Source organism: Bifidobacterium thermophilum (genome assembly GCF_037482445.1).
GTDB lineage: Bacteria > Actinomycetota > Actinomycetes > Actinomycetales > Bifidobacteriaceae > Bifidobacterium > Bifidobacterium thermophilum_B.
Genome location: NZ_JBBHLY010000012.1, coordinates 70594 through 89593 on the forward strand (window position 1 = coordinate 70594; position 19000 = coordinate 89593).

General features: G+C 58.7%; 19 protein-coding genes and 1 tRNA gene. 9 read left to right on the forward strand and 11 right to left on the reverse strand.

Annotated features, from left to right (window positions below; translation table 11 throughout):
• The first annotated feature begins 97 nt into the window (after positions 1–97).
• The 9 genes from WD012_RS07340 to WD012_RS07380 all read left to right on the forward strand — a co-directional run bounded on the left by WD012_RS07340 (position 98) and on the right by WD012_RS07380 (position 11201).
• Positions 98–871 carry a pseudouridine synthase gene (locus WD012_RS07340; RefSeq protein WP_339563104.1) on the forward strand — a complete coding sequence of 258 codons (774 nt, stop codon included), beginning with the start codon at positions 98–100 and terminating at the stop codon, positions 869–871.
• On the forward strand, positions 868–2991 hold the full coding sequence (gene der, locus WD012_RS07345) for a bifunctional cytidylate kinase/GTPase Der (RefSeq protein ID WP_339563105.1): 2124 nt from the start codon (positions 868–870) through the stop codon (positions 2989–2991). The genes WD012_RS07340 and der overlap by 4 nt, the downstream gene beginning before the upstream one ends.
• Before the next feature lie 90 nt (positions 2992–3081).
• Positions 3082–3155: transfer RNA gene (locus WD012_RS07350), tRNA-Pro, on the forward strand.
• A 259-nt stretch (positions 3156–3414) separates the two neighbouring features.
• Positions 3415–4851 (forward strand): UTP--glucose-1-phosphate uridylyltransferase, encoded by a 1437-nt coding sequence (locus WD012_RS07355; protein WP_339563106.1) that lies wholly within the window; start codon positions 3415–3417, stop codon positions 4849–4851.
• 126 nt (positions 4852–4977) lie between these two features.
• Positions 4978–6900 carry a helix-turn-helix transcriptional regulator gene (locus WD012_RS07360; RefSeq protein WP_339563107.1) on the forward strand — a complete coding sequence of 641 codons (1923 nt, stop codon included), beginning with the start codon at positions 4978–4980 and terminating at the stop codon, positions 6898–6900.
• 42 nt (positions 6901–6942) lie between these two features.
• The gene (locus WD012_RS07365) at positions 6943–7260 is read left to right on the forward strand and encodes a hypothetical protein (RefSeq protein WP_339563108.1); all 318 of its coding nucleotides are present in this window, start codon (positions 6943–6945) and stop codon (positions 7258–7260) included.
• Between the two features lie 35 nt (positions 7261–7295).
• Positions 7296–9887, forward strand: coding sequence for a DEAD/DEAH box helicase (locus WD012_RS07370; protein ID WP_339563109.1), 2592 nt, complete (start codon positions 7296–7298; stop codon positions 9885–9887).
• 91 nt (positions 9888–9978) lie between these two features.
• A complete protein-coding gene (locus tag WD012_RS07375; RefSeq protein WP_339563110.1) occupies positions 9979–10326 on the forward strand; it encodes an RNA polymerase-binding protein RbpA in 348 nt (115 codons plus the stop codon).
• A 149-nt stretch (positions 10327–10475) separates the two neighbouring features.
• Entirely contained in the window at positions 10476–11201 is a 726-nt protein-coding gene (locus WD012_RS07380; protein WP_339563111.1) for an HAD hydrolase-like protein, read from the forward strand.
• A 320-nt stretch (positions 11202–11521) separates the two neighbouring features.
• Here WD012_RS07380 and WD012_RS07385 read toward each other — a convergent pair whose 3' ends face one another.
• From WD012_RS07385 to lgt, 11 genes are all read right to left on the reverse strand, one after another.
• Positions 11522–11785 carry a hypothetical protein gene (locus tag WD012_RS07385; RefSeq protein ID WP_339563112.1) on the reverse strand — a complete coding sequence of 88 codons (264 nt, stop codon included), beginning with the start codon at positions 11783–11785 and terminating at the stop codon, positions 11522–11524.
• A gap of 305 nt (positions 11786–12090) precedes the next feature.
• Positions 12091–12759 (reverse strand): MerR family transcriptional regulator, encoded by a 669-nt coding sequence (locus WD012_RS07390; protein ID WP_339563113.1) that lies wholly within the window; start codon positions 12757–12759, stop codon positions 12091–12093.
• A 120-nt stretch (positions 12760–12879) separates the two neighbouring features.
• Entirely contained in the window at positions 12880–13314 is a 435-nt protein-coding gene (locus WD012_RS07395) for an FHA domain-containing protein (protein ID WP_339563114.1), read from the reverse strand.
• 5 nt (positions 13315–13319) lie between these two features.
• On the reverse strand, positions 13320–14141 hold the full coding sequence (locus WD012_RS07400) for a DUF881 domain-containing protein (RefSeq protein ID WP_033492555.1): 822 nt from the start codon (positions 14139–14141) through the stop codon (positions 13320–13322).
• A gap of 6 nt (positions 14142–14147) precedes the next feature.
• A complete protein-coding gene (locus WD012_RS07405; protein ID WP_015450554.1) occupies positions 14148–14480 on the reverse strand; it encodes a DUF1290 domain-containing protein in 333 nt (110 codons plus the stop codon).
• Positions 14480–15469 carry a DUF881 domain-containing protein gene (locus WD012_RS07410; RefSeq protein ID WP_339563115.1) on the reverse strand — a complete coding sequence of 330 codons (990 nt, stop codon included), beginning with the start codon at positions 15467–15469 and terminating at the stop codon, positions 14480–14482. Before WD012_RS07410 ends, WD012_RS07405 begins: the two co-directional genes overlap by 1 nt.
• Positions 15470–15472: 3 nt before the next feature.
• Positions 15473–16093 (reverse strand): CDP-alcohol phosphatidyltransferase family protein, encoded by a 621-nt coding sequence (locus WD012_RS07415; RefSeq protein WP_339563116.1) that lies wholly within the window; start codon positions 16091–16093, stop codon positions 15473–15475.
• A 14-nt stretch (positions 16094–16107) separates the two neighbouring features.
• Positions 16108–16959 carry an ATP phosphoribosyltransferase gene (gene hisG / locus WD012_RS07420; protein ID WP_033492560.1) on the reverse strand — a complete coding sequence of 284 codons (852 nt, stop codon included), beginning with the start codon at positions 16957–16959 and terminating at the stop codon, positions 16108–16110.
• A gap of 40 nt (positions 16960–16999) precedes the next feature.
• Positions 17000–17263, reverse strand: a complete 264-nt coding sequence (locus WD012_RS07425; RefSeq protein WP_029576760.1) for a phosphoribosyl-ATP diphosphatase — start codon at positions 17261–17263, stop codon at positions 17000–17002.
• A 45-nt stretch (positions 17264–17308) separates the two neighbouring features.
• Complete coding sequence (rpe, locus tag WD012_RS07430; RefSeq protein WP_015450549.1) at positions 17309–17974, reverse strand: ribulose-phosphate 3-epimerase; 666 nt, start codon at positions 17972–17974, stop codon at positions 17309–17311.
• Positions 17975–18051: 77 nt separating this feature from the next.
• Positions 18052–18951, reverse strand: a complete 900-nt coding sequence (lgt, locus tag WD012_RS07435; RefSeq protein WP_339563117.1) for a prolipoprotein diacylglyceryl transferase — start codon at positions 18949–18951, stop codon at positions 18052–18054.
• Between the last annotated feature and the right edge of the window lie 49 nt (positions 18952–19000).

Here is a 19000-nt window from a genome sequence, read left to right on the forward strand (position 1 = left end):
ATGTTTCGCAGCCCCGAGATCGCGGGCAGGATCACGCGGAACCACTGATATGTTATCCATGACGGTCTGAAGGCCGTCCGGCCACGTTGGGAGAACGATGCCAAACGCATATTCCCGAGCGCTCAAAGCGCATGAAGATTCTCAAGAAGGTATCCGCCTGCAGAAGGTCCTTGCCCAGGCGGGATTCGGCTCGCGGCGCAAATGTGAACAGATCATCCTCGATGGCAGGGTCGAGGTCGACGGAGAGCTGGTCACCCAGCTTGGTACGAGGGTCGATCCGAGCAGGCAGCAGATCAGGGTCGACGGGTCGCGTGTACGGCTCAACCCGAACCATGTGACGCTGGCGCTGAACAAACCGCGCAAAGTGCTCAGCACCATGGACGATCCGAAAGGCCGCTATACCCTGCGTGACATCGTCGGCGACAAATACGAGCGTATTTTCCACATGGGCCGTCTTGACTATGACTCCGAGGGCCTGATTCTCATGACCAATGACGGCGAGCTCAGCCAACACGTCATGCACCCGAAATACGAGGTGGAGAAAACGTATATCGCGACCTTGCAGGGGCGCATCAGCGGCAATGTGTGCCGTCGTCTCGTGTCGCAAGGGGTGCAGCTCGATGACGGGTGGATCCGTCTCGATCATTGTGCCATCATCGACGCGAACCATGAGACCACGTTGGTGAAAGTCGTGCTCCATTCGGGCAAGAACCGCATCGTGCGTCGCATCTTCGACGCGGTCGGCTATCCGGTCAAACGCCTTGTCCGTACCCAGATCGGCCCCATCAAGCTTGGCGACCTTAAGCCCGGCTCGTATCGGGTGCTGTCGCAGACCGAGGTGCGGTCGCTGTCCAAGGAGGTCGGGCTGTGATTCGTGTGGCTATTGACGGGCCCGCCGGGGTCGGCAAGTCGTCGACGTCGAGGGCGCTGGCGAGGCATTTCGGGTTCGCCTATCTCGACACCGGGGCGATGTACCGTGCGTCTGCATGGTGGTGCCTCAACCGGGGGATCGATCTTGACGCCCCGGAACTTGACGAACGGTTGATTACCGAGACCGTCGGCGAATTCTTCACGGACGGGCATGCCGATATCACTGTCGACCCCGATGATCCGAAGGTTCTCGCCGACGGGCGGGACATCAGTGACGAGATTCGCTCCGCGCAAGTATCCTCACATGTCTCGAAGGTTTCCGGTATCATCCCGGTACGGCATATCCTCATCGCCGCACAGCGGGCATACATCGCCAGGGAGGCTGCAGCGGACTCGTTCTCGCAGGGGCGGGGAATCGTCGCCGAGGGGCGTGACATCACCACCGTGGTCGAGCCGGATGCGGAGGTCCGCGTCCTGCTGACGGCGCGCGAGGAGGTCCGTCAAGCGCGCAGGAGCGGACAGGCCGCACAGGGCGTGGGAGCGGATGATATCGCGAAACGCGATCGTGCCGACTCGCAGGTGACCAGTTTCATGACGGCGGCGGATGGTGTCATCACACTCGACAACTCCGATCTCACCTTCGAACAGACATTGGAACAGCTGATCCACCTGGTCGATGAAGCCGTCGAGGAGCAGGAATACCGCGAGTATGCCGCGAATCTTGAGGGATACGAGCTCGACGATGAAGACCGTGAGCTCATCGCCGGGGATTACGACGAGCATGACGAGGAAGCCCGCGGACAGCGTGTCGGGGTCATTGCCGTAGTCGGACGCCCCAATGTCGGCAAGTCGACGCTGGTGAACCGTATCCTCGGCCGGCGTGCCGCGGTCGTAGAGGACACCCCGGGCGTTACCAGAGACCGTGTCAGTTATGATGCCGAATGGGCGGGCACGGACTTCAAGCTGGTTGATACCGGCGGATGGGAGGCGGACGTCGAAGGCATCGCATCCGCGATCGCATCCCAGGCCCAGATTGCGGTCCAGCTGTCGGACGCGGTGATTCTTGTCGTTGATGGGCAGGTCGGCATGACCGATACGGATGAGCGCATCGTCGGTATGCTTCGCTCGGCCGGCAAGCCGGTCACCCTCGCCGTCAACAAGGTCGATGATGCGCAGAGCGAATACCTGACGGCGGAATTCTGGAAACTGGGGTTGGGTGAGCCGCATGGCATCTCCGCCATGCATGGCCGTGGTGTCGGCGACTTGCTCGATGCCGCCATCGACTCGCTGGAATCGGCGGACCAGACCTCCGGATTCCTCACCCCGGCCCATCTGCGCCGCGTCGCCTTGGTGGGACGCCCGAACGTCGGCAAATCCTCGCTGCTCAACCAGCTGGCACACGCCGAACGTTCCGTGGTCAACGACCTTGCCGGAACGACCCGGGACCCGGTCGACGAGATCATCGCCTTGGACGGCCAGGACTGGCTGTTCATCGATACCGCGGGTATCAAACGCCGCCAGCACAAGTTGTCCGGCGCGGAATACTATTCGTCTCTGCGCACCCAGGCGGCGATCGAGCGTGCCGAGCTCGCGCTGGTCCTGTTCGATGCCTCGCAGCCTATCGCCGACCAGGATCTCAAGGTCATGAGCCAGGCAGTGGACGCCGGACGCGCAATCGTCCTGGTGTTCAATAAATGGGATCTGATGGACGATTTCTCGAGGCAACGGCTCGAACGCCTATGGAATACCGAATTCGACCGCGTCACATGGGCCGAGCGCGTCAATCTGTCCGCAAAGACCGGTTGGCATACGAACCGCCTGACGCGTGCGATGCGGACGGCGTTGGATTCATGGGATAAGCGAATCCCCACGGGGAAGCTCAACGCGTTCCTCGGACGGGTCCAGGCCGCCCATCCTCATCCGCTGCGAGGCGGCAAGCAGCCGCGCATCCTGTTCGCCACCCAGGCGTCGACACGCCCCCCGCGGTTCGTCATCTTCGCCACCGGGTTCCTGGAGCACGGATACCGGCGCTATCTCGAACGGCAGCTACGTGAGGAGTTCGGCTTCGAAGGGTCACCGATTCAGATTTCGGTCAAGATTCGTGAGAAGCGCAGGAGGTAGGAACAGCTTCCTGAATGTGATGCGCCACGCCGAGTTGAGTATGTAGACCAACCTGTGGTAGGCTAGCTCTTCGGTGCTTAGAGCACTGTTCGGGCCGTAGCGCAGTTTGGTAGCGCACTTGACTGGGGGTCAAGGGGTCGCGGGTTCAAATCCCGCCGGCCCGACCGGAAAGCCGCGGGATTGCAACGATCCCGCGGCTTCTGTTTTCCGCCCGGAGGGCGAACATGCGACAAACGTGCGACACCGCCTACATATCCACGTCCGGATTGCCCGAGCCGTCCCGATCGGTAGGACGGATCCCGATTTGCGCTGCGGCGGATCCGCATCGTCACCAATCCTCCACTCATCATTGTCTGGAAGTGTCCCGCCCCCGCCCTGTTCGGGGGTAGACTTGTCTCTGTCATGGGAGAAAGGGTTTATAACATGACGGGTACCAATCACTTCGAACGCTGCGCACAGGTGATGCGTGAGCATGGCATGAGCGATATGGCCGTGGCACAGTTCGGGCATCTGTACGATGTGTGGGCGAATGGCAGCGAAGCCACATGGATCCGCGAAGCGGACGTCGAGCCGTTGCAGGACGTGCCGAGTTTCCACGACATCTATGAGACCATCGACCATGATCGGGCTGTCGACGCTTTCGCGAAGACCGCGTTCATCAAGCTCAACGGTGGTCTTGGAACGTCCATGGGGCTGTCCTGCGCCAAGTCGCTGTTGCCGGTACGTAGGCACAAGGCCCGTCAGATGCGCTTCATCGACATCATCCTCGGCCAGGTAGTCACCGCCCGTGACCGGCTGGGCGTGCCGCTGCCGCTGACCCTGATGAACTCGTTCCGTACGTCTTCGGATACGCTCAAGGTCTTGGAATCCAATATTCGATTCCACCAGGATGACATCCCCGTGGAAATCGTCCAGCACCAGGAACCCAAGATCGATGTCGAGACAGGGGAGCCGGTGCGGTGGCCCGATCGCCCCGAACTGGCCTGGTGCCCTCCGGGCCACGGCGACCTGTATTCCACCTTGTGGGAATCCGGGCTGCTCGATATCCTGTGGGACAAGGGTCTGCGCTATCTGTTCATCTCGAACTCCGATAATCTCGGTGCCCGTCCTTCGCGTACGCTGGCCCAGTATTTCGAGAACACCGGCGCGCCGTTCATGGCGGAGGTGGCCGTGCGTACGGAAGCCGACCGCAAGGGCGGCCATGTGGTGCGTGATCGCCGCACCGGGCGTCTGATGCTGCGCGAGATGAGCCAGGTCCATCCTGACGACCGTGCCGATGCACAGAATATCCGACGCCATCCTTATTTCAACACGAACAGCGTCTGGATTCGTATCGATGCGTTGCGCGACCTGCTGGAACGTCATCATGGCGTGCTGCCCCTCCCCGTCATCGTCAATAACAAGACCGTCGATCCGACGGACCCCTCGAGTAGGAAGGTCGTCCAACTCGAGACGGCGATGGGGGCCGCCATCTCGCTGTTCGACGGTGCGATTTGCGTCCAGGTGGATCGTATGCGGTTCCTTCCGGTGAAGACCACCAACGATCTGTTCATTATGCGGTCGGATCGTTTCCATCTGACGGATGCCTTCGAGATGGAGGATGGCAACTACATCTTCCCGAATGTGGATCTCGACCAGCGGTTCTACAAGAATATCGATGATTTCAACGAACGGTTCCCGTACAACGTACCGTCGCTGGCCGCTGCCAATTCGGTGCATATCGAAGGCGACTGGACCTTCGGCCAGAATGTCGTGTTCTATGGCGATGCCGTGTTGAAGGACCAGGGGCGTCCCAGTTATGTCCCCAACGGCGAGTTCGTAGGGCCGCAAGGTATCGAACCTGACGAATGGCTTGTATGATCCGCAGAGGAGAAGAAAAATATCTTTTTTCGAGAAACAACGCCCGGGGACATAAAAACCCTCTAATATAGAGGGAGGTGCTTTCGGGTACCGGTACTAGAGAACAATAACGATACGTGAGGACTAATGGCAGAAGGTAGCAACGGGAGACGGCGTTTTTCCGACAAATGGGGCAAACATGAATTGGATGTCTTGGCCGTGTTGTCTTCAGCTTTCCCCCAATGGCTCACTTCGCGCCAGATTGCGCAGCGCGTCAAGGCATATGCCGATTCCTATGGCGAGCTGGCCGATCAGGCCGCGAAGGCGGCTTTCGCCAAACAGTTCCAGCGTGATCGTGCCAAGCTCGCCGCGATGGGTATCGCCATCGAATCTAGGCAGCCTGAATATTCGTCGAAGTCAGAGGGGCAGGATTTCGCCTCGTATCGGCTCCAGCTCGGCGATGAGCCGAGAGTGCGCCTTCATTTCGAGCCGGAGGATCTGCCTGTACTGGCCGCGGCGAATTATCTCGCCCGTTCGATGTCGATTTCGTCCAATGCGGCCCATCAGCAGGTGCAGCATGCTTCGCGCACTGCTCCGCGCGTACCCCAGACGCCGGTTCCCGGGCTTGGTCTTGATTCCATCGCCCCGGGGCTGGGGACACAGACATTGCCTGAATCCCTGGTCAAGGTGATCGATTCGAGGCGGTTCGCCGCCACCGTGGATGTCGACGGGGAGCGTATCAACGTCGCATATACGGATTCCGACGATCTGGCCATGTATGTTCTCGAGCATCCCGGCGCCTATATTGTCAGTCCGCAGGAGGCGGTCGACGCGTTCAACCGCAGGTTGAAGGCTGCCGTGGATTTTGATCTTGCCGATTCCACGCAGAGTCCGGAAAGCTCTGAGGTGAACGCCCCCGCCATCAGCCGCCAGGTGCATGAGCCTGGGGATCCGGAAAGCCTGAAAGTACGTCAGAAGAAGGCTGGTCCGTCCTTCCAGACCGGCAGTGAGGTCGACCGCCGTTTGCGCCTGATGCTGTTCCTGTCTGCGCATCTCGGCGAGGAATTCTCGTTGGCGGAGCTTGCGGAACGCTTCATCGGCAAGCCTGCTTCCGAAGATGAGTTGAACAAGTATGTCAACGTCATCCATAAGGACATCAATACCCTGACCACGGTGTCCGATGATGGTGAAATGGCCGGCAGCCAGTTCTTCGACATCGATTGGCCCCTGCTTGATAGCGAGGGCATCGTATCGGCCACGAATTCCCTTGGCCTTGAACGACTCGCCGGCATCTCACAGCAGTATCTCAGCATGCTGACGGCCTCGGTAAGCTATCTTGCCCATTCCTCCCTGCTTCCCGATCAGCAGCGTGACCAGGCGCAGTCCCTGTATGCCAGACTGCGTCAGCATGTCAAGCCGGGGCAGACGCCGTGGCTGAGTCTCACCGGCTACGAGCTCGAGCCGAGGGCTTTTTCGATTGTCAAGCGAGCGATTTCCACTGATTCGCTGCTGGATATGGAGTATACGGATGGTGCCGGCAGAACCCGCCGCAAGTTGGTGGCGCCGGCTAAGATCTTCGTTGACGAAGGCGTGTACTATGCGGCGGTGTGGACGGATGTGGCGGCTGCTGCGCCAAAGGACAAGCAGCAGTTCGTGCAGAAGGACACGACCATCAACAAGGCCAACGGCCTGCCCAGGGTCTGGCAGGTGCTTCGTCTTGCGCGCATCGAGAAGGCCGAGCTTGTCGAACCGGTTCACAAGCTTGATATCCCTGATGTCCCGGTGAGTGAATTACGCAAATGGAGTTTTGATAACGGCACACAGACCGTGTTCATCGCCGACCAGCCTGATCTGCCTTTCACCAAGCGGCTGCCGGGAGCGACCGTCGAGCCGTGCGGCAATGGCCAGAAAGTGCATCTTATCGTCTCTTCCGATTCGTGGTTCGTCGCGTTTTGCATTGCGCATGCGCGGCATATCACTGCGGTGGCTCCCGAGACGCTGCGTTCGATGATCAAGGCGCGCGCGGAGCGTGAACTGAGTCTCGACCAGCGTGAAGACGACGCCAATTGATATGATGGGTATCTGCTTATCGTCGAGTTGAAGGAGGTTCCCATGCACTGGTGGATTGTTTGGGTTGTGCTCGTCCTCGCGATGATCGCCGTGATATGCATCGGTGCGGTATATGCCATTCGTCGCGGCATTGCGGCATTGCACCTTGTCTCCGCGCTCGGGGAGGCGGTCAGCCAGAGGATGGATGCCATGCAGGAGCCGGCTGCACAATCCAGTCGGGAACCGGCGTCATTTACGCAACCTTTGCAGCAGGTGGCGATGCGTTACAGTGATGCGTACGCGAAAGTGATTGAGCGGCAGGATCGCAAGCAGGAAAGGCATGCGGCGGTCTGGCGGCGTTGGCGTCTGTTCAACGAGTGATAGAACGTGAACAGTTGGGGTAGATGGGGGAGCACATGACGAAGCACAGGCACCATGTCCATGGAAAGGATAGCGCAGACAAGGCGGCGTCGGGGCAGTCGGGGGAATCGCCGGCAGCTCGGTATCGTCGTTTCCGTACCAGGCAACGCATGGCGAATACGTCTTACGCGAAGTTCGCGGCGGGCATGCCGTTCCCCCTTGATGACTTTCAACGGGAAGCGTGCGAGGCGCTCGAACAAGGCGATAACGTGCTGGTTGCGGCGCCGACGGGGGCCGGCAAGACCGTGGTCGCGGATTTCGCCATGTTCCTTGCGCACGAGCATCAGGTCAAAGCATTCTACACCACCCCGATCAAGGCGCTGAGCAATCAGAAATACCATGATTTATCGGCAATCTATGGTGCTGATCATGTCGGATTGCTCACCGGCGACACCTCGATCAACCCCGAGGCCGATATCGTGGTGATGACGACCGAAGTGCTGCGCAATATGCTCTATGAGCATTCCACGACGCTCTTCGAGCTGCGGTACGTGATTCTTGATGAGGTGCATTATCTTGCAGACCGTTTTCGCGGGCCGGTATGGGAAGAAGTCATCATTCACCTTCCGAAGTCGGTGCGCATTGTCGGCCTGTCTGCAACAGTGTCGAACGTCGAGGATTTTTCGCGGTGGATTGCTTCCGTTCGCGGTACAACGAAGCTTGTGGTCTCAGAGCACCGCCCTGTGCCGCTCGAACAACACGTGATGCTGCAAGCGAATGCGCACACCGAGCCGGAGATCATCGACCTGTATCGCCGCAACGCCCGCGACGAGGCGACTACGGCGTTGAATCCCCAGCTGGTCCGTCGCATCGACCAGCTCGAGCACCAGGCTTCACGCAAGCGTTCCGTCCGCAACGGGCACGGCCGTCACCAAGGGCGCGGCAAACATACCTTGAACAGGGATGAGCGCTATACACCGCATCGCCCGGATGTCATCGATGAGTTGAACTTCATGGGCATGTTGCCGGGGATTTATTTTATCTTCTCGCGCAACGGCTGTGACCAGGCGGTCGAGCAATGCATCGATGCGGGACTCGAGCTGACAACGGATGATGAGGCGATGCGCATCCATGAAATCGTCGATGAGATGGTCGAAGGACAGCTCAGCCATGACGATTTGAAGGCGCTGCATTTCTCCCAGTTCCGTTTTGCCCTTGAGGAGGGCTTCGCTTCTCATCATGCGGGAATGATCGCTTTGTTCAGACAGATTGTCGAGCGTCTGTTCGAGGAGGGACTGGTCAAAGTCGTGTTTGCGACGGAGACTCTCGCGCTGGGCATCAATATGCCGGCACGCAGCGTCATTGTCGAAAAACTGGAGAAATACGATGGAACCGGGCATGTCACGCTCACACCAGGGGAGTTCACCCAGCTTACTGGACGCGCAGGCCGTCGCGGGATTGACACCATCGGCCATGCGGTGATTGTGGATCATCGGGGATTCGTGCCGGAGACTGCGGCTGCGTTGTCAAGCAAACGCGTGTATCCGTTGCACTCCAGTTTCAAGCCGACGTTCAATATGGCCGTGAACCTGCTCTACTCGAGTAGCTATCAGACCGCCCGGGTCACCCTTGATCGTTCTTTCGCCCAGTGGGAGGCCAATGAGTCGGCATGGCAGCTGGAGGCCAGGATCGACTCGCTGCATCATGCGCTTGAAGGGTATGAGCAGGCATTCGCGTGCGATCGAGGTGATTTTACGCAGCTCCTGACATTGCGCATGCAACTCAGCGATCTGCAGAAGAACGGGAGGCGTGCCCTCAAACACAGGACGTTCCCCACCCAGACGGCAAGACGGGAGGCGTTCCAGTCACTCGACGAGCAGATATCCCGGTTGCAGTGGGATGAGCAGCACCATCCGTGCCGCTCCTGTCCCGATCTTCAGGAGCACCTGCGGTGGGGGCATCGTTGGATGCGGGAGAAGCGGGAACTTGACCGCGTGCAGTACCGCTATGATTCACGTACCGGATCCGTTGCACGGCAATTTGACCATATCTGCGATATTCTCGCGGATCTGGGATACCTGGACAGGTACGACGACGGCGGTGTCGCATCGCTCGTCCTGACGTCCGGCGGTCGTTTGCTCAGACGGTTGTATAGTGAGCAGGATCTGGTGCTTTGCGAGGCTATCAGGTCCGGTGTGCTGGATACCCTCACCCCGCAGCAACTGGCGGCAGCTCTATCCGGGCTCGTATATGAACCGAGACGGGGCGAAAGCGGTGAGCCGCGACGGTATCCTGGAGGCTCCACGGGACCGGTGGCCCACGTGTGCTCCCAGTTGAGGATGACCAGTACGCGAATCAATGCCATGCGTGAGGATTGCGGTCTCGAGCGGCTTGCCGACATTGATTTCGGTATTGTCGATATCGTCTATCGCTGGGCCGAGGATGAACCTTTGGCACAGGTGTTACATGATACCGATCTGACCGGCGGGGATTTTGTGCGCAATATGAAGCGGCTGGCGGACATGCTGCAGCAGGTGGCGACCGCATTGCCGAATGTCCCGGAATTCGACGGCCCGCTGGCGCAGAAGGCGCACGATGCGCATCTGATGATCAACCGAGGAGTCGTAGCCTATAGTGGCGTCGACTGATTCGCCCTCGGCAATGCCGGGAATACCGGTCAAGTCCGAACTGTTAGGTACGGTTGGTAGGTATTGATTATCCAAGGAGGAATAGGACAACATGGCGGAACGCAGTCTGCGTGGTATGAGTATTGGCGCGAAGTCGCTCGAATCCGACGATAATGTGGACTTCGCGGCGCGTACCGATGTCGCGTATGTGTGCCCGAACGGCCATCGTACGATTATTCCCTTTGCGGAAGGTGCGGAACCCCCGAAAGAGTGGGAATGCCGTTGCGGGCAGATTGCGCATCGAGAAGGCGAATCCGATGATGAAGCGGATGAAATCAACAAGCCGACCCGTACGCATTGGGATATGCTGCTGGAGCGTCGCACCGAGGACGAGCTGAAGGAACTGCTCGAGAAGCGCCTGCAAATGCACCGGGATGGGTGGATTCCCGATTATGAGTGAGTATCTTTTACGACACATGCCGTGCGCGGACCGTTCTGCGCACGGCATATGTCGTAAACCGGTCAGCATGGCGGGGCATAATGAGGGGGAGAGGGGCATATCGGCTTTCTCGTACTGATTGGAACCGGAACATTCGCGGAGAGGACCTTATGACTGCAACGCAACCACGAAACGTCGTACTGCTCGATTTGGACGGTACGTTGACGAAATCAGACCCTGGTATCATCGCATGTGTCATCAAGGCCTTCCAGGAACTTGGACGTCCTGTGCCAGACGATGCCGAGCTGCATCGGTTCATCGGGCCGGCGATTATCGAATCCATGCAGCGCAACCATATTCCAGACGATGAGTTGGATCGCGCTGTGGAGATCTACCGTGACTACTACACCAACAAGGCGGTCTTCGACGATCCCAACCAACCCGGCAACAAAGTGCCAGGACGCCTGTACAACACCGTGTATCCGGGAATTCCCGAACAATTGCGTACACTGCGAAACCATGGTTATGTCCTGGTCATTGCAACGTGCAAGCCTGAATACCAGGCGAAGCCGATTTGTGAGCATTTCGGCCTTGACGCCATGGTCGACGACATCTATGGCGCCAGCAAAGACAATTCGCGACTCGACAAGGACCAGGTTATCCGATATGGGTTCGAGAAAATGGGGTTCGATGAGACGCACGGCGACCGTGCGCTGATGGTCGGCGACCGCTGGACGGATGTCGAAGGCGCAAAGGCATGCGGCCTCGAATGTCTCGGATGCGGATGGGGGTATGCGGAACCCGGAGAGCTCGCCGACCATGGCGCATACCGGATTATCGATGCGGTGGATCAGCTCTATGATGCTGTGCATGATTTCTTCACATCAGCGCGTTGATTCTTTGTCGAAGATGCTCTGTCCGTCAGGAATATGATCCGAACGTGTGTCACCATCGGTGGCGTGTTGTCTGTGGCATTGCTCCGATGATCCGTATGATGCGGTCTGTACTGCGTACGGATCATCGGCATATGCCTATATGCATAGAGGCATCGGGCATTGGAAAGAAACCTCACTGGCGTTGTAGACACAGTCGCGTAAAAATCCGATAATGTATGTTATGTCAGATTACTGCCACAGCCGGCTACCCCATGGTCTCCGGCTGCGTTCCCGGGATACACCGCGCTCTGCGGCAACCGCCCTTGGTTTTGTGTATCCTTCTACGCGTTATCACGCTGTGAGTCGCTTGCTGTCGTCTGTGGTCCCTGCGCCGATGGTTCTGATGCCGACTGTTGCTTGCACAGTGCTGCGCGTCGAGCTTGGTCATCCGCCGCCTTCGACGCGATATGGTACATCATCCACAGGTCCCATACGATGAGTGCGATGAGGACGATTCCAGAAGGCCATCCTGCGCGCGTATACCACACGCGCATCACCATGCCGATGCGGTTCCCGCATTCGATGAATACGATATATGGCGACATTGCCATCACCAGTGAAATGAAGTGCATGATGATCGCACTCTTCGTAACCGGTTTCGGATGTTCTTCGGTGCCTGCGTTCCGGTGAGCGAGCACAGCGACGGTGATGCAGCAAGCTGCAGCGACAATCCATAGAATCAAAGGAACCAATGACATAACGTGCTCTTTCTGTGTTGATGTGGTGTTGTGTCGTGTGCCGGTCCGGCTAACAAGTGATGCATTGCGCGCTCTGCCGTCCGCAACGGGCAGGGGCTACTCCCCCATCCCGGCTGAGACATCATGTGGGGCAGGCCAGATGCGCGATGCCGTCAAGGTTCGTCTTGCATATCAGGCTCACGCTCTGCATGATGTACGGCGATACGCTCACGCATGCGCTGGGCTGACAACTCCTCGAATGGCATGTGCGGCGATACGCTGCTTGGCGATGTGACTGCACTGCCATCAGGATACACGTCTACGCATGGTTCATGTTCCAAAGCGTCTTCGATGCCATGCCACAACGCGGCCACTGATACCCCGAAGATCGCGGCCCCCGATTGCATGACGTCGCCGATGGTATCCCCGTCCCGGCATTCCCGGACATGCTCGCCGTCACTCAGGATCGTGGTGTGCTCGAGCTGGGAAATACTGCGTTGCATCAGGTATCCGATGGCGATGGTGACATTTTGCAGGTTGACTCCTGCGTCAAGCAGTCTTTTGGACACCGCAAGAATCAGAACGTCTTTGAACGAGTAAAGCCGTCTTGATCCCGAGCCGTGCGACGCCTTGATCGACGGGACCACGATCTGTTTTCGCGCCCAATAATCAAGCTGGCGGTACGTAATCCCGGCGACTTTTGATGCCACTGTCCCCCTATAGCCTCGAGTGGGTCGATCGTCGTCGGGAAGAGCGAACAATTCACCTTGCACGATGCGTGTCGCGAGTATTGTGGCGCGAACGCCGGCATCCGACGTGCGCGATATCTTGTGGCTCGCCATGCCTTGCCTTTCGCGTGTCCTGGTCTCGGATGAGACATGCATCCTTAAAGCAATACGATACAGAAATAAAGGACGTGGAGTCCCCGATATATAGCGGAGAATCCACGTCCGAATATCAGCTCAGGCTTTGCTTGTGTTCGCGAAGAAGACCAGACGGAATTTCCCGATCATGATCTCATCGCCGTTCTTCAGCTGTGTGTCATCGACGCGTTGGCGGTTGACGTAGGTACCGTTCAGGCTGCCGGCATCGATGACTTCGAATGTGCCGTTGGTGCGACGGAAGACCGCGTGGTGGCGCGATACGGTGGAATCGTCCAGCAGGATGTCAGCATGGGGGTCACGTCCCACAGTGACCTCATCTTCGTCAAGGAGATACCTCGAACCTGACACTGCGCCTCGTGTCGAGATGAGCAACGCCGTGCCGGGCGATAGCTTGGTAATGGTATCCAGGTCCTCCTGGGTCAGAGGACGGTCGCCTGTTGTCGTAATGGGAATGGTGATGGCGGGCATGCCGATGATGGTTGTCTCGCCAGCGCTTGGAATCGGATCAGTCATACTTGCTATTCTACAGTCTTTGCGTATTGATATTGGGGTACGTCGCGAATCTCGTTGATTTCGACCTTATCGGATGATGTCACTTTGACTTTCGCTCCGAATTTCACACTGAGCCTGGAGCCGACGCCGCCGGCGATATTGACGGCGTTCTGCAGATTCTGTGGGTCGCCGATAGCCTTGACCTTGTACGGTGTGGACAGTTCCTGACCGTCGCAAATCAGCCCTGTTTTCGTGTCGGCGAAGTAGGTTGACGTCACGACTCTCACGGTGTTGACCGCCATGACTTCCGCACCTGCATTGCGCAGTTCCTCGATCAGTTCGAACATGGTGGCGGCATCGATGCGGTCCTTCGTGCCCTTGCTGATGGTGATGACCACGCCCTTGCCCTGTGCTGCCAGACGGCCGGAGAGCAAGCCGCTGGTCTCTTCGTTCTGCTTGGCGATGCGTTCGGCTTCCGCCTGCTTGTCCGCGGCCTTCTGCAGCGCGGTGAGCTGTTCGGTCAGCTGGCTTTTGCGCTGTTCGAGATTCTGTACTTGGGAACTGGTCTCGGTGATGAGCCTGGTCAGTTCGTCCTCGCTCATCGTCTCATATGTTGATGTGGTGTTGTTCAGCTGGATGGCATAGCTGAAACCGAGCAATGCGCACAGCAAGAGCACAAGCAGGCTGGTCATGAAGCGGGTGCGGGCCGCGTTCGCTTGTAGCGAACGCTTGGGTTTTCTTCTGACAACCGGGAACGATCCCGTCTCGGTATGGTCGTTCGCGCTGTCCGCGACACGCTGACGGTGCACGCGGCTGAGCAGATCCTGTGGTTCCTTCTTATGACTCATATGACATTACGCCTTGAAGACGAACCGGCGGATTGCGGACACATTGGAGAAGATTCTGATGCCCAGCACGACGATGACTGCGGTCTGCAGCTGCGAGCCGACGCCGAGCTGATTGCCCAGAAGCACGAGCAGTGTGGCGGTCAACACGTTGGAGATGAACGAAATCACGAACACCTTGTCGGAGAATGTGCGTTCGAAATACGCACGGGCCGCTCCCAGCAGGGCGTCAAGCGCCGCGACGACCATAATCGGCAGGTACGGCTGCAAGACGACCGGTATATCCGGTTTTACGAAGATGCCGATGACCACGCCGATGATCAGCCCCAATACTGCAGCCATTAGTTCGCCCTTTCCGCGTAGCTGATGTCACTTGAGCTTGCCGCTTCCAGTGTAATCGACTTCGACGTCGTGATTTGCGGGTAAATTCCCGCGCCTTTCAACGTCGTATATAACGAACGCTGGCTCTTCTCCCCCACGGCGGAGGCCAACGCGCTTGCATCCCCTATGGCTTGGATTTTATAGGGGCTCTGCACCTGGTTGACACCCACCAGAATTGTCTGGCCTGCGGTGCGCACCGACGTCTGCACACCTAGACGATAGCCATTGATGGAGATGGCTTCCGCGCCGGCCTGCCATAGGATCTGGATGAACACCTGCAGATCGCCGTCGGTGACGACACGGATATTCGAGCTGCTTTCCCGCGGCAACGACCCCGAGGTGGTGTCGCTGTTCGCCGCGATTGGGTTCGCGATGGTCAGCGTGATACCCGGCCCAGTCACCGGAATCGTGCCGGTGGCCATCTCGTCGTAGGTCAAGGTGTCGTCCTTGGTGGTGTTGGCCAGCTTCTTGGACTGGTTCTCCACCTTGACTCTCAAAGAGGAGACTTCGCTGTTCAGGGTATTGAGATGTTTGGTCTGCTGTGTGAGTTCCTTCGCCAGACTGCTGCGAATCTCCTTGCGAGGGTCGGTGTGCAGAATCTGGACGATGATGCTGCCGGAGAATCCTACGGCGATGCAGATGATGAACACGATGACTCGTGTCGACCAGATGCGCAAAGCCGATTTTGGACGCTTGTCCAGCCTCGAATCGCTGAACATCGGGTCCATCGGACGGTTCGTCAGGTCATCGATGAGACGCAGCGAATCATCCTCCAGTTGGGGGCGCCTGCGCCTCGGAGTGATCGGCATGTCCGGTGACGGCGCTGCATGGTGTGCGCCCAGTGATGACGCGGAAGCGGAAAAAACCGCACGCGTGCGTACAGGCGCCGTCTCCTTCGGAACGGGAATGGAGTCCGGCGCCTGTGGTGCCTCATGCAGCGTATCTGCCATATGTCACTGCCCGTTGTCGTTCCGGATCAGTTCCAGCCCCTGATGCGCGTAGATGAGCCCTGCGAGCCAGTACAGCGCGATGCCCCAGATGCAGATGGCCAAGGCCACCAGATGCAAGGTCAATGTTGCAGGATTCTTCCAGATATCGGCGAAAATCAGCAGCACAATCGCCGTCATCAGCAGGGCTGTGCCGGTCTTTCCCACGAAATGGACCGGCAGAGGTCCATACCCATGTTGCGCGAGCATCACGATGAGGACGCCCATGAGCAAATCCCGCAGTCCGACGACAATCAGCACCCACCATGGGATGACGTGGGCGATGCCGAGGGCGAGGATGCTGCAGAAAATGAGCAGCCGGTCGGCGATGGGGTCGAGGATTTGGCCAAGCTTGCTCACTTGGTTGAACTTCCTCGCGATGACCCCGTCAAGACCGTCGGACATGGCCGATAGAGCGATGAGGACCAGCGATGCGAGCATCTCGTGCCTGGACACCAAGACGGCGACCACGGGAATCGAAATAATCCTCAAGACGCTGATGCCATTGGGCACCGTGAATATCACGTCGCGTGCTTCAGGGCTGTACTGCTCCCCTGAGGTGTTGGAATGCGTGTGTGTACCGCTCATAACCACCGGGGACTTCAGATACGAGATGCCTGGAGTGCGGTGACGATGATACCGCGGGCGCCGACCTCATAGAGCCGATCCATCAGCTGGTTGACCTTTTCACGCGGCACCATGACGCGCACGGCTGCCCACTGCTTGTCATGCAGCGGGGAGATAGTCGGGCTTTCGAAGCCCGGCGTGACCTCGACCGCAGCTGCGACTTTCGAGACGGGGATATCGTAGTCCATAAGCACGTACCGCTGTGCGGTCAAGACGCCTTGGATGCGGCGGCCCAGGATGGTCAGGCGCTCGTCGTTCTCCGTGACACGCGGGGAACGGATGAGGATGGCTTCCGAGTGCAGAATCGGGTCGGCGAACACGCGCAGGCCGGCATTGCGCAACGTCGTGCCGGTGGAGACGACATCTGCGATGAGATCGGCGACGCCAAGCTGCACGGATGATTCGACCGCGCCGTCAAGGTGGATGATATCGGCGTGGATTCCGCGGGCCTTGAGATAATCGTCGACCAGCTTGTCATAGGAGCTGGCAACGCGCTTGCCGTCGATGTCCTCAAGACGGTTGATCGGCGATTCCGCGGGAGCTGCGAACCTGAAGGTGGAAGCGCCGAATCCGAGCGGCATATGCTCGACGGCCTCGGTGCCGGAATTGAGCAGCAGATCGCGGCCGGTGATGCCGACGTCGATGGTTCCGCGGCCCACGTACACGGCGATGTCCAGCGGGCGAAGGTAGAACAGCTCGATATCGTTATCGGGGTCTTCGACGACCAACTGCCGTGAGTTGCTGCGCAGACGGTACCCCGCCTCGGCGAGCATGTTCCAGGCTGGTTCCGACAGCATGCCTTTGTTTGGCACGGCAATCCTTAACATATTTCCTCCCTTGTTGCTGCGGTTCCCGAAGACAGGACGCTCACAGGTTCTTGTAGATGTCTTCCAGTGTGATGCCCCGATCGATCATCATGACCTGAAGATGGTAGATCAACTGGCTCATCTCTTCCGCAGTACGTTCCGCGCCTTCGTATTCAGCAGCGATCCATGTCTCCCCGGCCTCTTCGACGATTTTCTTGCCGATGAAGTGCGTGCCTTTGTCGAGCTCACCGACGGTGAGCGAACCTTGAGGGCGGGTCTGGGCTTTCTCGCTGAGCTCCTTGAACAGTGATTCGAAGGTCTTCACTTGTTGTCTCCCTATGTTGTCTGTTGTTGCGTGCAGTGCGGCCGGTTATGCCCGGTATGCCGCCTGTGCTTTCTCACGGATTGATTCGATGGCTGCGGCGGGATCTTCGGCGCCGTACACGGCGGAACCTGCGACGAGCACGTCGGCCCCCGCATCGGCGACGATGTGCGCGGTCTTGGGGCTGACTCCCCCATCGACCTGGATGTGGGTATCCAGACCGCGGCGGGTGATTTCATCGCGCAGGCGACGAACCTTGCCCATCTGGTTGTCAAGGAACTTCTGGCCGCCGAAGCCTGGTTCTACGGTCATGATCAGAACCATGTCGAACTCGTCAAGAATGTCGAAAATCGGCTCGACGGGCTCTGCCGGACGAACCGCGAAGCAAGCCTTGCAGCCCATGTCACGCAGCTGGCGGGCCAGACGCACCGGCGCATGCGTGGCGCCCATATGGAAGCTCACCGACGCCGCGCCGAGCTTCGCATACTCCGGAGCCCAGCGATCCGGATCCTCAATCATCAGATGCACGTCGACCGGCAGGTCGGTGACCTCGCAGATACGCTTGACGATTGGCTCGCCCAGGGTGAGGTTTGGCACGAAATGGTGATCCATCACATCGACGTGGACGAGATCGGCATTGCTGATCGCTTTGAGGTCACGCTCGAGATTGCAAAAATCGGCGGACAGGATGCTTGGTGCGATTTGAATACTCATGATACCCATTCTATGGAATACGGCTGACGATGACGAACCAGGAGCCGGAAGATGGACACGGCCCGCCGCCGTGCAGGTCATGCCTCGATTGCGCTTGCTTCCAGTTCGGTCTGGGTACGCAGGCGTTCTGCAAGCAACGAACTGTCTTTTCCACGCCGTTGCAGGATGACGAAGGCGATGGCGCCGAGGACGAACACCACCATTGACACCCATACGTTGATCCTCACGCCGAGGAACTCGTGGGCGAAATCGATGCGCAGGCATTCGATCCATGTGCGTCCGGCGGTGTACCACATGACATACAGCGCGAACAGGGATCCGCATTTGAGGGTGCGGTACGCCTTGCGCCCGATCCACACGAGCAGTGCGGCGCCGATCAGGTTCCAAATCATCTCGTAGAGGAAGGTCGGGTGGAACAGAGTGCCTGTCGGACAGGTCGAGCCGTCGTAGCACTGCTCCATGCTACCGATGGCAGTTCCCGCTGTGTTGAGTTTCAACCCCCAAGGCAGCGTGGTGGGTGCTCCGTACAGTTCCTGGTTGAACCAGTTGCCCAGACGTCCGATCGCTTGGGCAACCAGGAGTCCCGGTGCCACGCAATCAGCGAGCAAGGCCATCGGGTAATGCTTGTGCCGGCACCATGCCCATGCGGCTAAGGCGCCGAAGACGACGCCGCCCCAGATGCCTAGTCCGCCGTTCCAGATGCGGAACATCTCGACCCAATCGCCGTTGGGGCCGAAGAAGCGTTCCGGCGTGGTGATGATGTGGTACACCCGCGCGCCGATGATGCCTGCCGGCACAGCGCACAGTGTGATGTCAAGAATCTGGTCGAATGTACCCCCGGCATGCCGCCATCGGTTCGTGGTGATCCAAACCGCGCATATGATGCCGGCGATGATGCACAGCGCGTAGAAATGGATGGTCACCGGGCCGATGGTGAACTGCGAAATCGACGGGGACGGGATATAAGCCAGTGTCATGATTCCTTGATGGTAGTAGACGATGGCGATAACATGCCGATGCGGCGGA

Coding starts and splice junctions, on each gene's coding strand:
- WD012_RS07355 (WP_339563106.1), top strand. CDS start 3,415: ATGACGGGTACCAATCACTTCGAACGCTGCGCACAGGTGATGCGTGAG.
- lgt (WP_339563117.1), bottom strand. CDS start 18,951: ATGACACTGGCTTATATCCCGTCCCCGTCGATTTCGCAGTTCACCATC.
- WD012_RS07405 (WP_015450554.1), bottom strand. CDS start 14,480: ATGGCTGCAGTATTGGGGCTGATCATCGGCGTGGTCATCGGCATCTTC.
- WD012_RS07400 (WP_033492555.1), bottom strand. CDS start 14,141: ATGAGTCATAAGAAGGAACCACAGGATCTGCTCAGCCGCGTGCACCGT.
- hisG (WP_033492560.1), bottom strand. CDS start 16,959: ATGTTAAGGATTGCCGTGCCAAACAAAGGCATGCTGTCGGAACCAGCC.
- WD012_RS07340 (WP_339563104.1), top strand. CDS start 98: ATGCCAAACGCATATTCCCGAGCGCTCAAAGCGCATGAAGATTCTCAA.
- WD012_RS07415 (WP_339563116.1), bottom strand. CDS start 16,093: ATGAGCGGTACACACACGCATTCCAACACCTCAGGGGAGCAGTACAGC.
- WD012_RS07370 (WP_339563109.1), top strand. CDS start 7,296: ATGACGAAGCACAGGCACCATGTCCATGGAAAGGATAGCGCAGACAAG.
- WD012_RS07375 (WP_339563110.1), top strand. CDS start 9,979: ATGGCGGAACGCAGTCTGCGTGGTATGAGTATTGGCGCGAAGTCGCTC.
- WD012_RS07385 (WP_339563112.1), bottom strand. CDS start 11,785: ATGTCGCCATATATCGTATTCATCGAATGCGGGAACCGCATCGGCATG.
- rpe (WP_015450549.1), bottom strand. CDS start 17,974: ATGAGTATTCAAATCGCACCAAGCATCCTGTCCGCCGATTTTTGCAAT.
- WD012_RS07410 (WP_339563115.1), bottom strand. CDS start 15,469: ATGGCAGATACGCTGCATGAGGCACCACAGGCGCCGGACTCCATTCCC.
- WD012_RS07380 (WP_339563111.1), top strand. CDS start 10,476: ATGACTGCAACGCAACCACGAAACGTCGTACTGCTCGATTTGGACGGT.
- WD012_RS07365 (WP_339563108.1), top strand. CDS start 6,943: ATGCACTGGTGGATTGTTTGGGTTGTGCTCGTCCTCGCGATGATCGCC.
- WD012_RS07395 (WP_339563114.1), bottom strand. CDS start 13,314: ATGACTGATCCGATTCCAAGCGCTGGCGAGACAACCATCATCGGCATG.
- WD012_RS07360 (WP_339563107.1), top strand. CDS start 4,978: ATGGCAGAAGGTAGCAACGGGAGACGGCGTTTTTCCGACAAATGGGGC.
- WD012_RS07390 (WP_339563113.1), bottom strand. CDS start 12,759: ATGGCGAGCCACAAGATATCGCGCACGTCGGATGCCGGCGTTCGCGCC.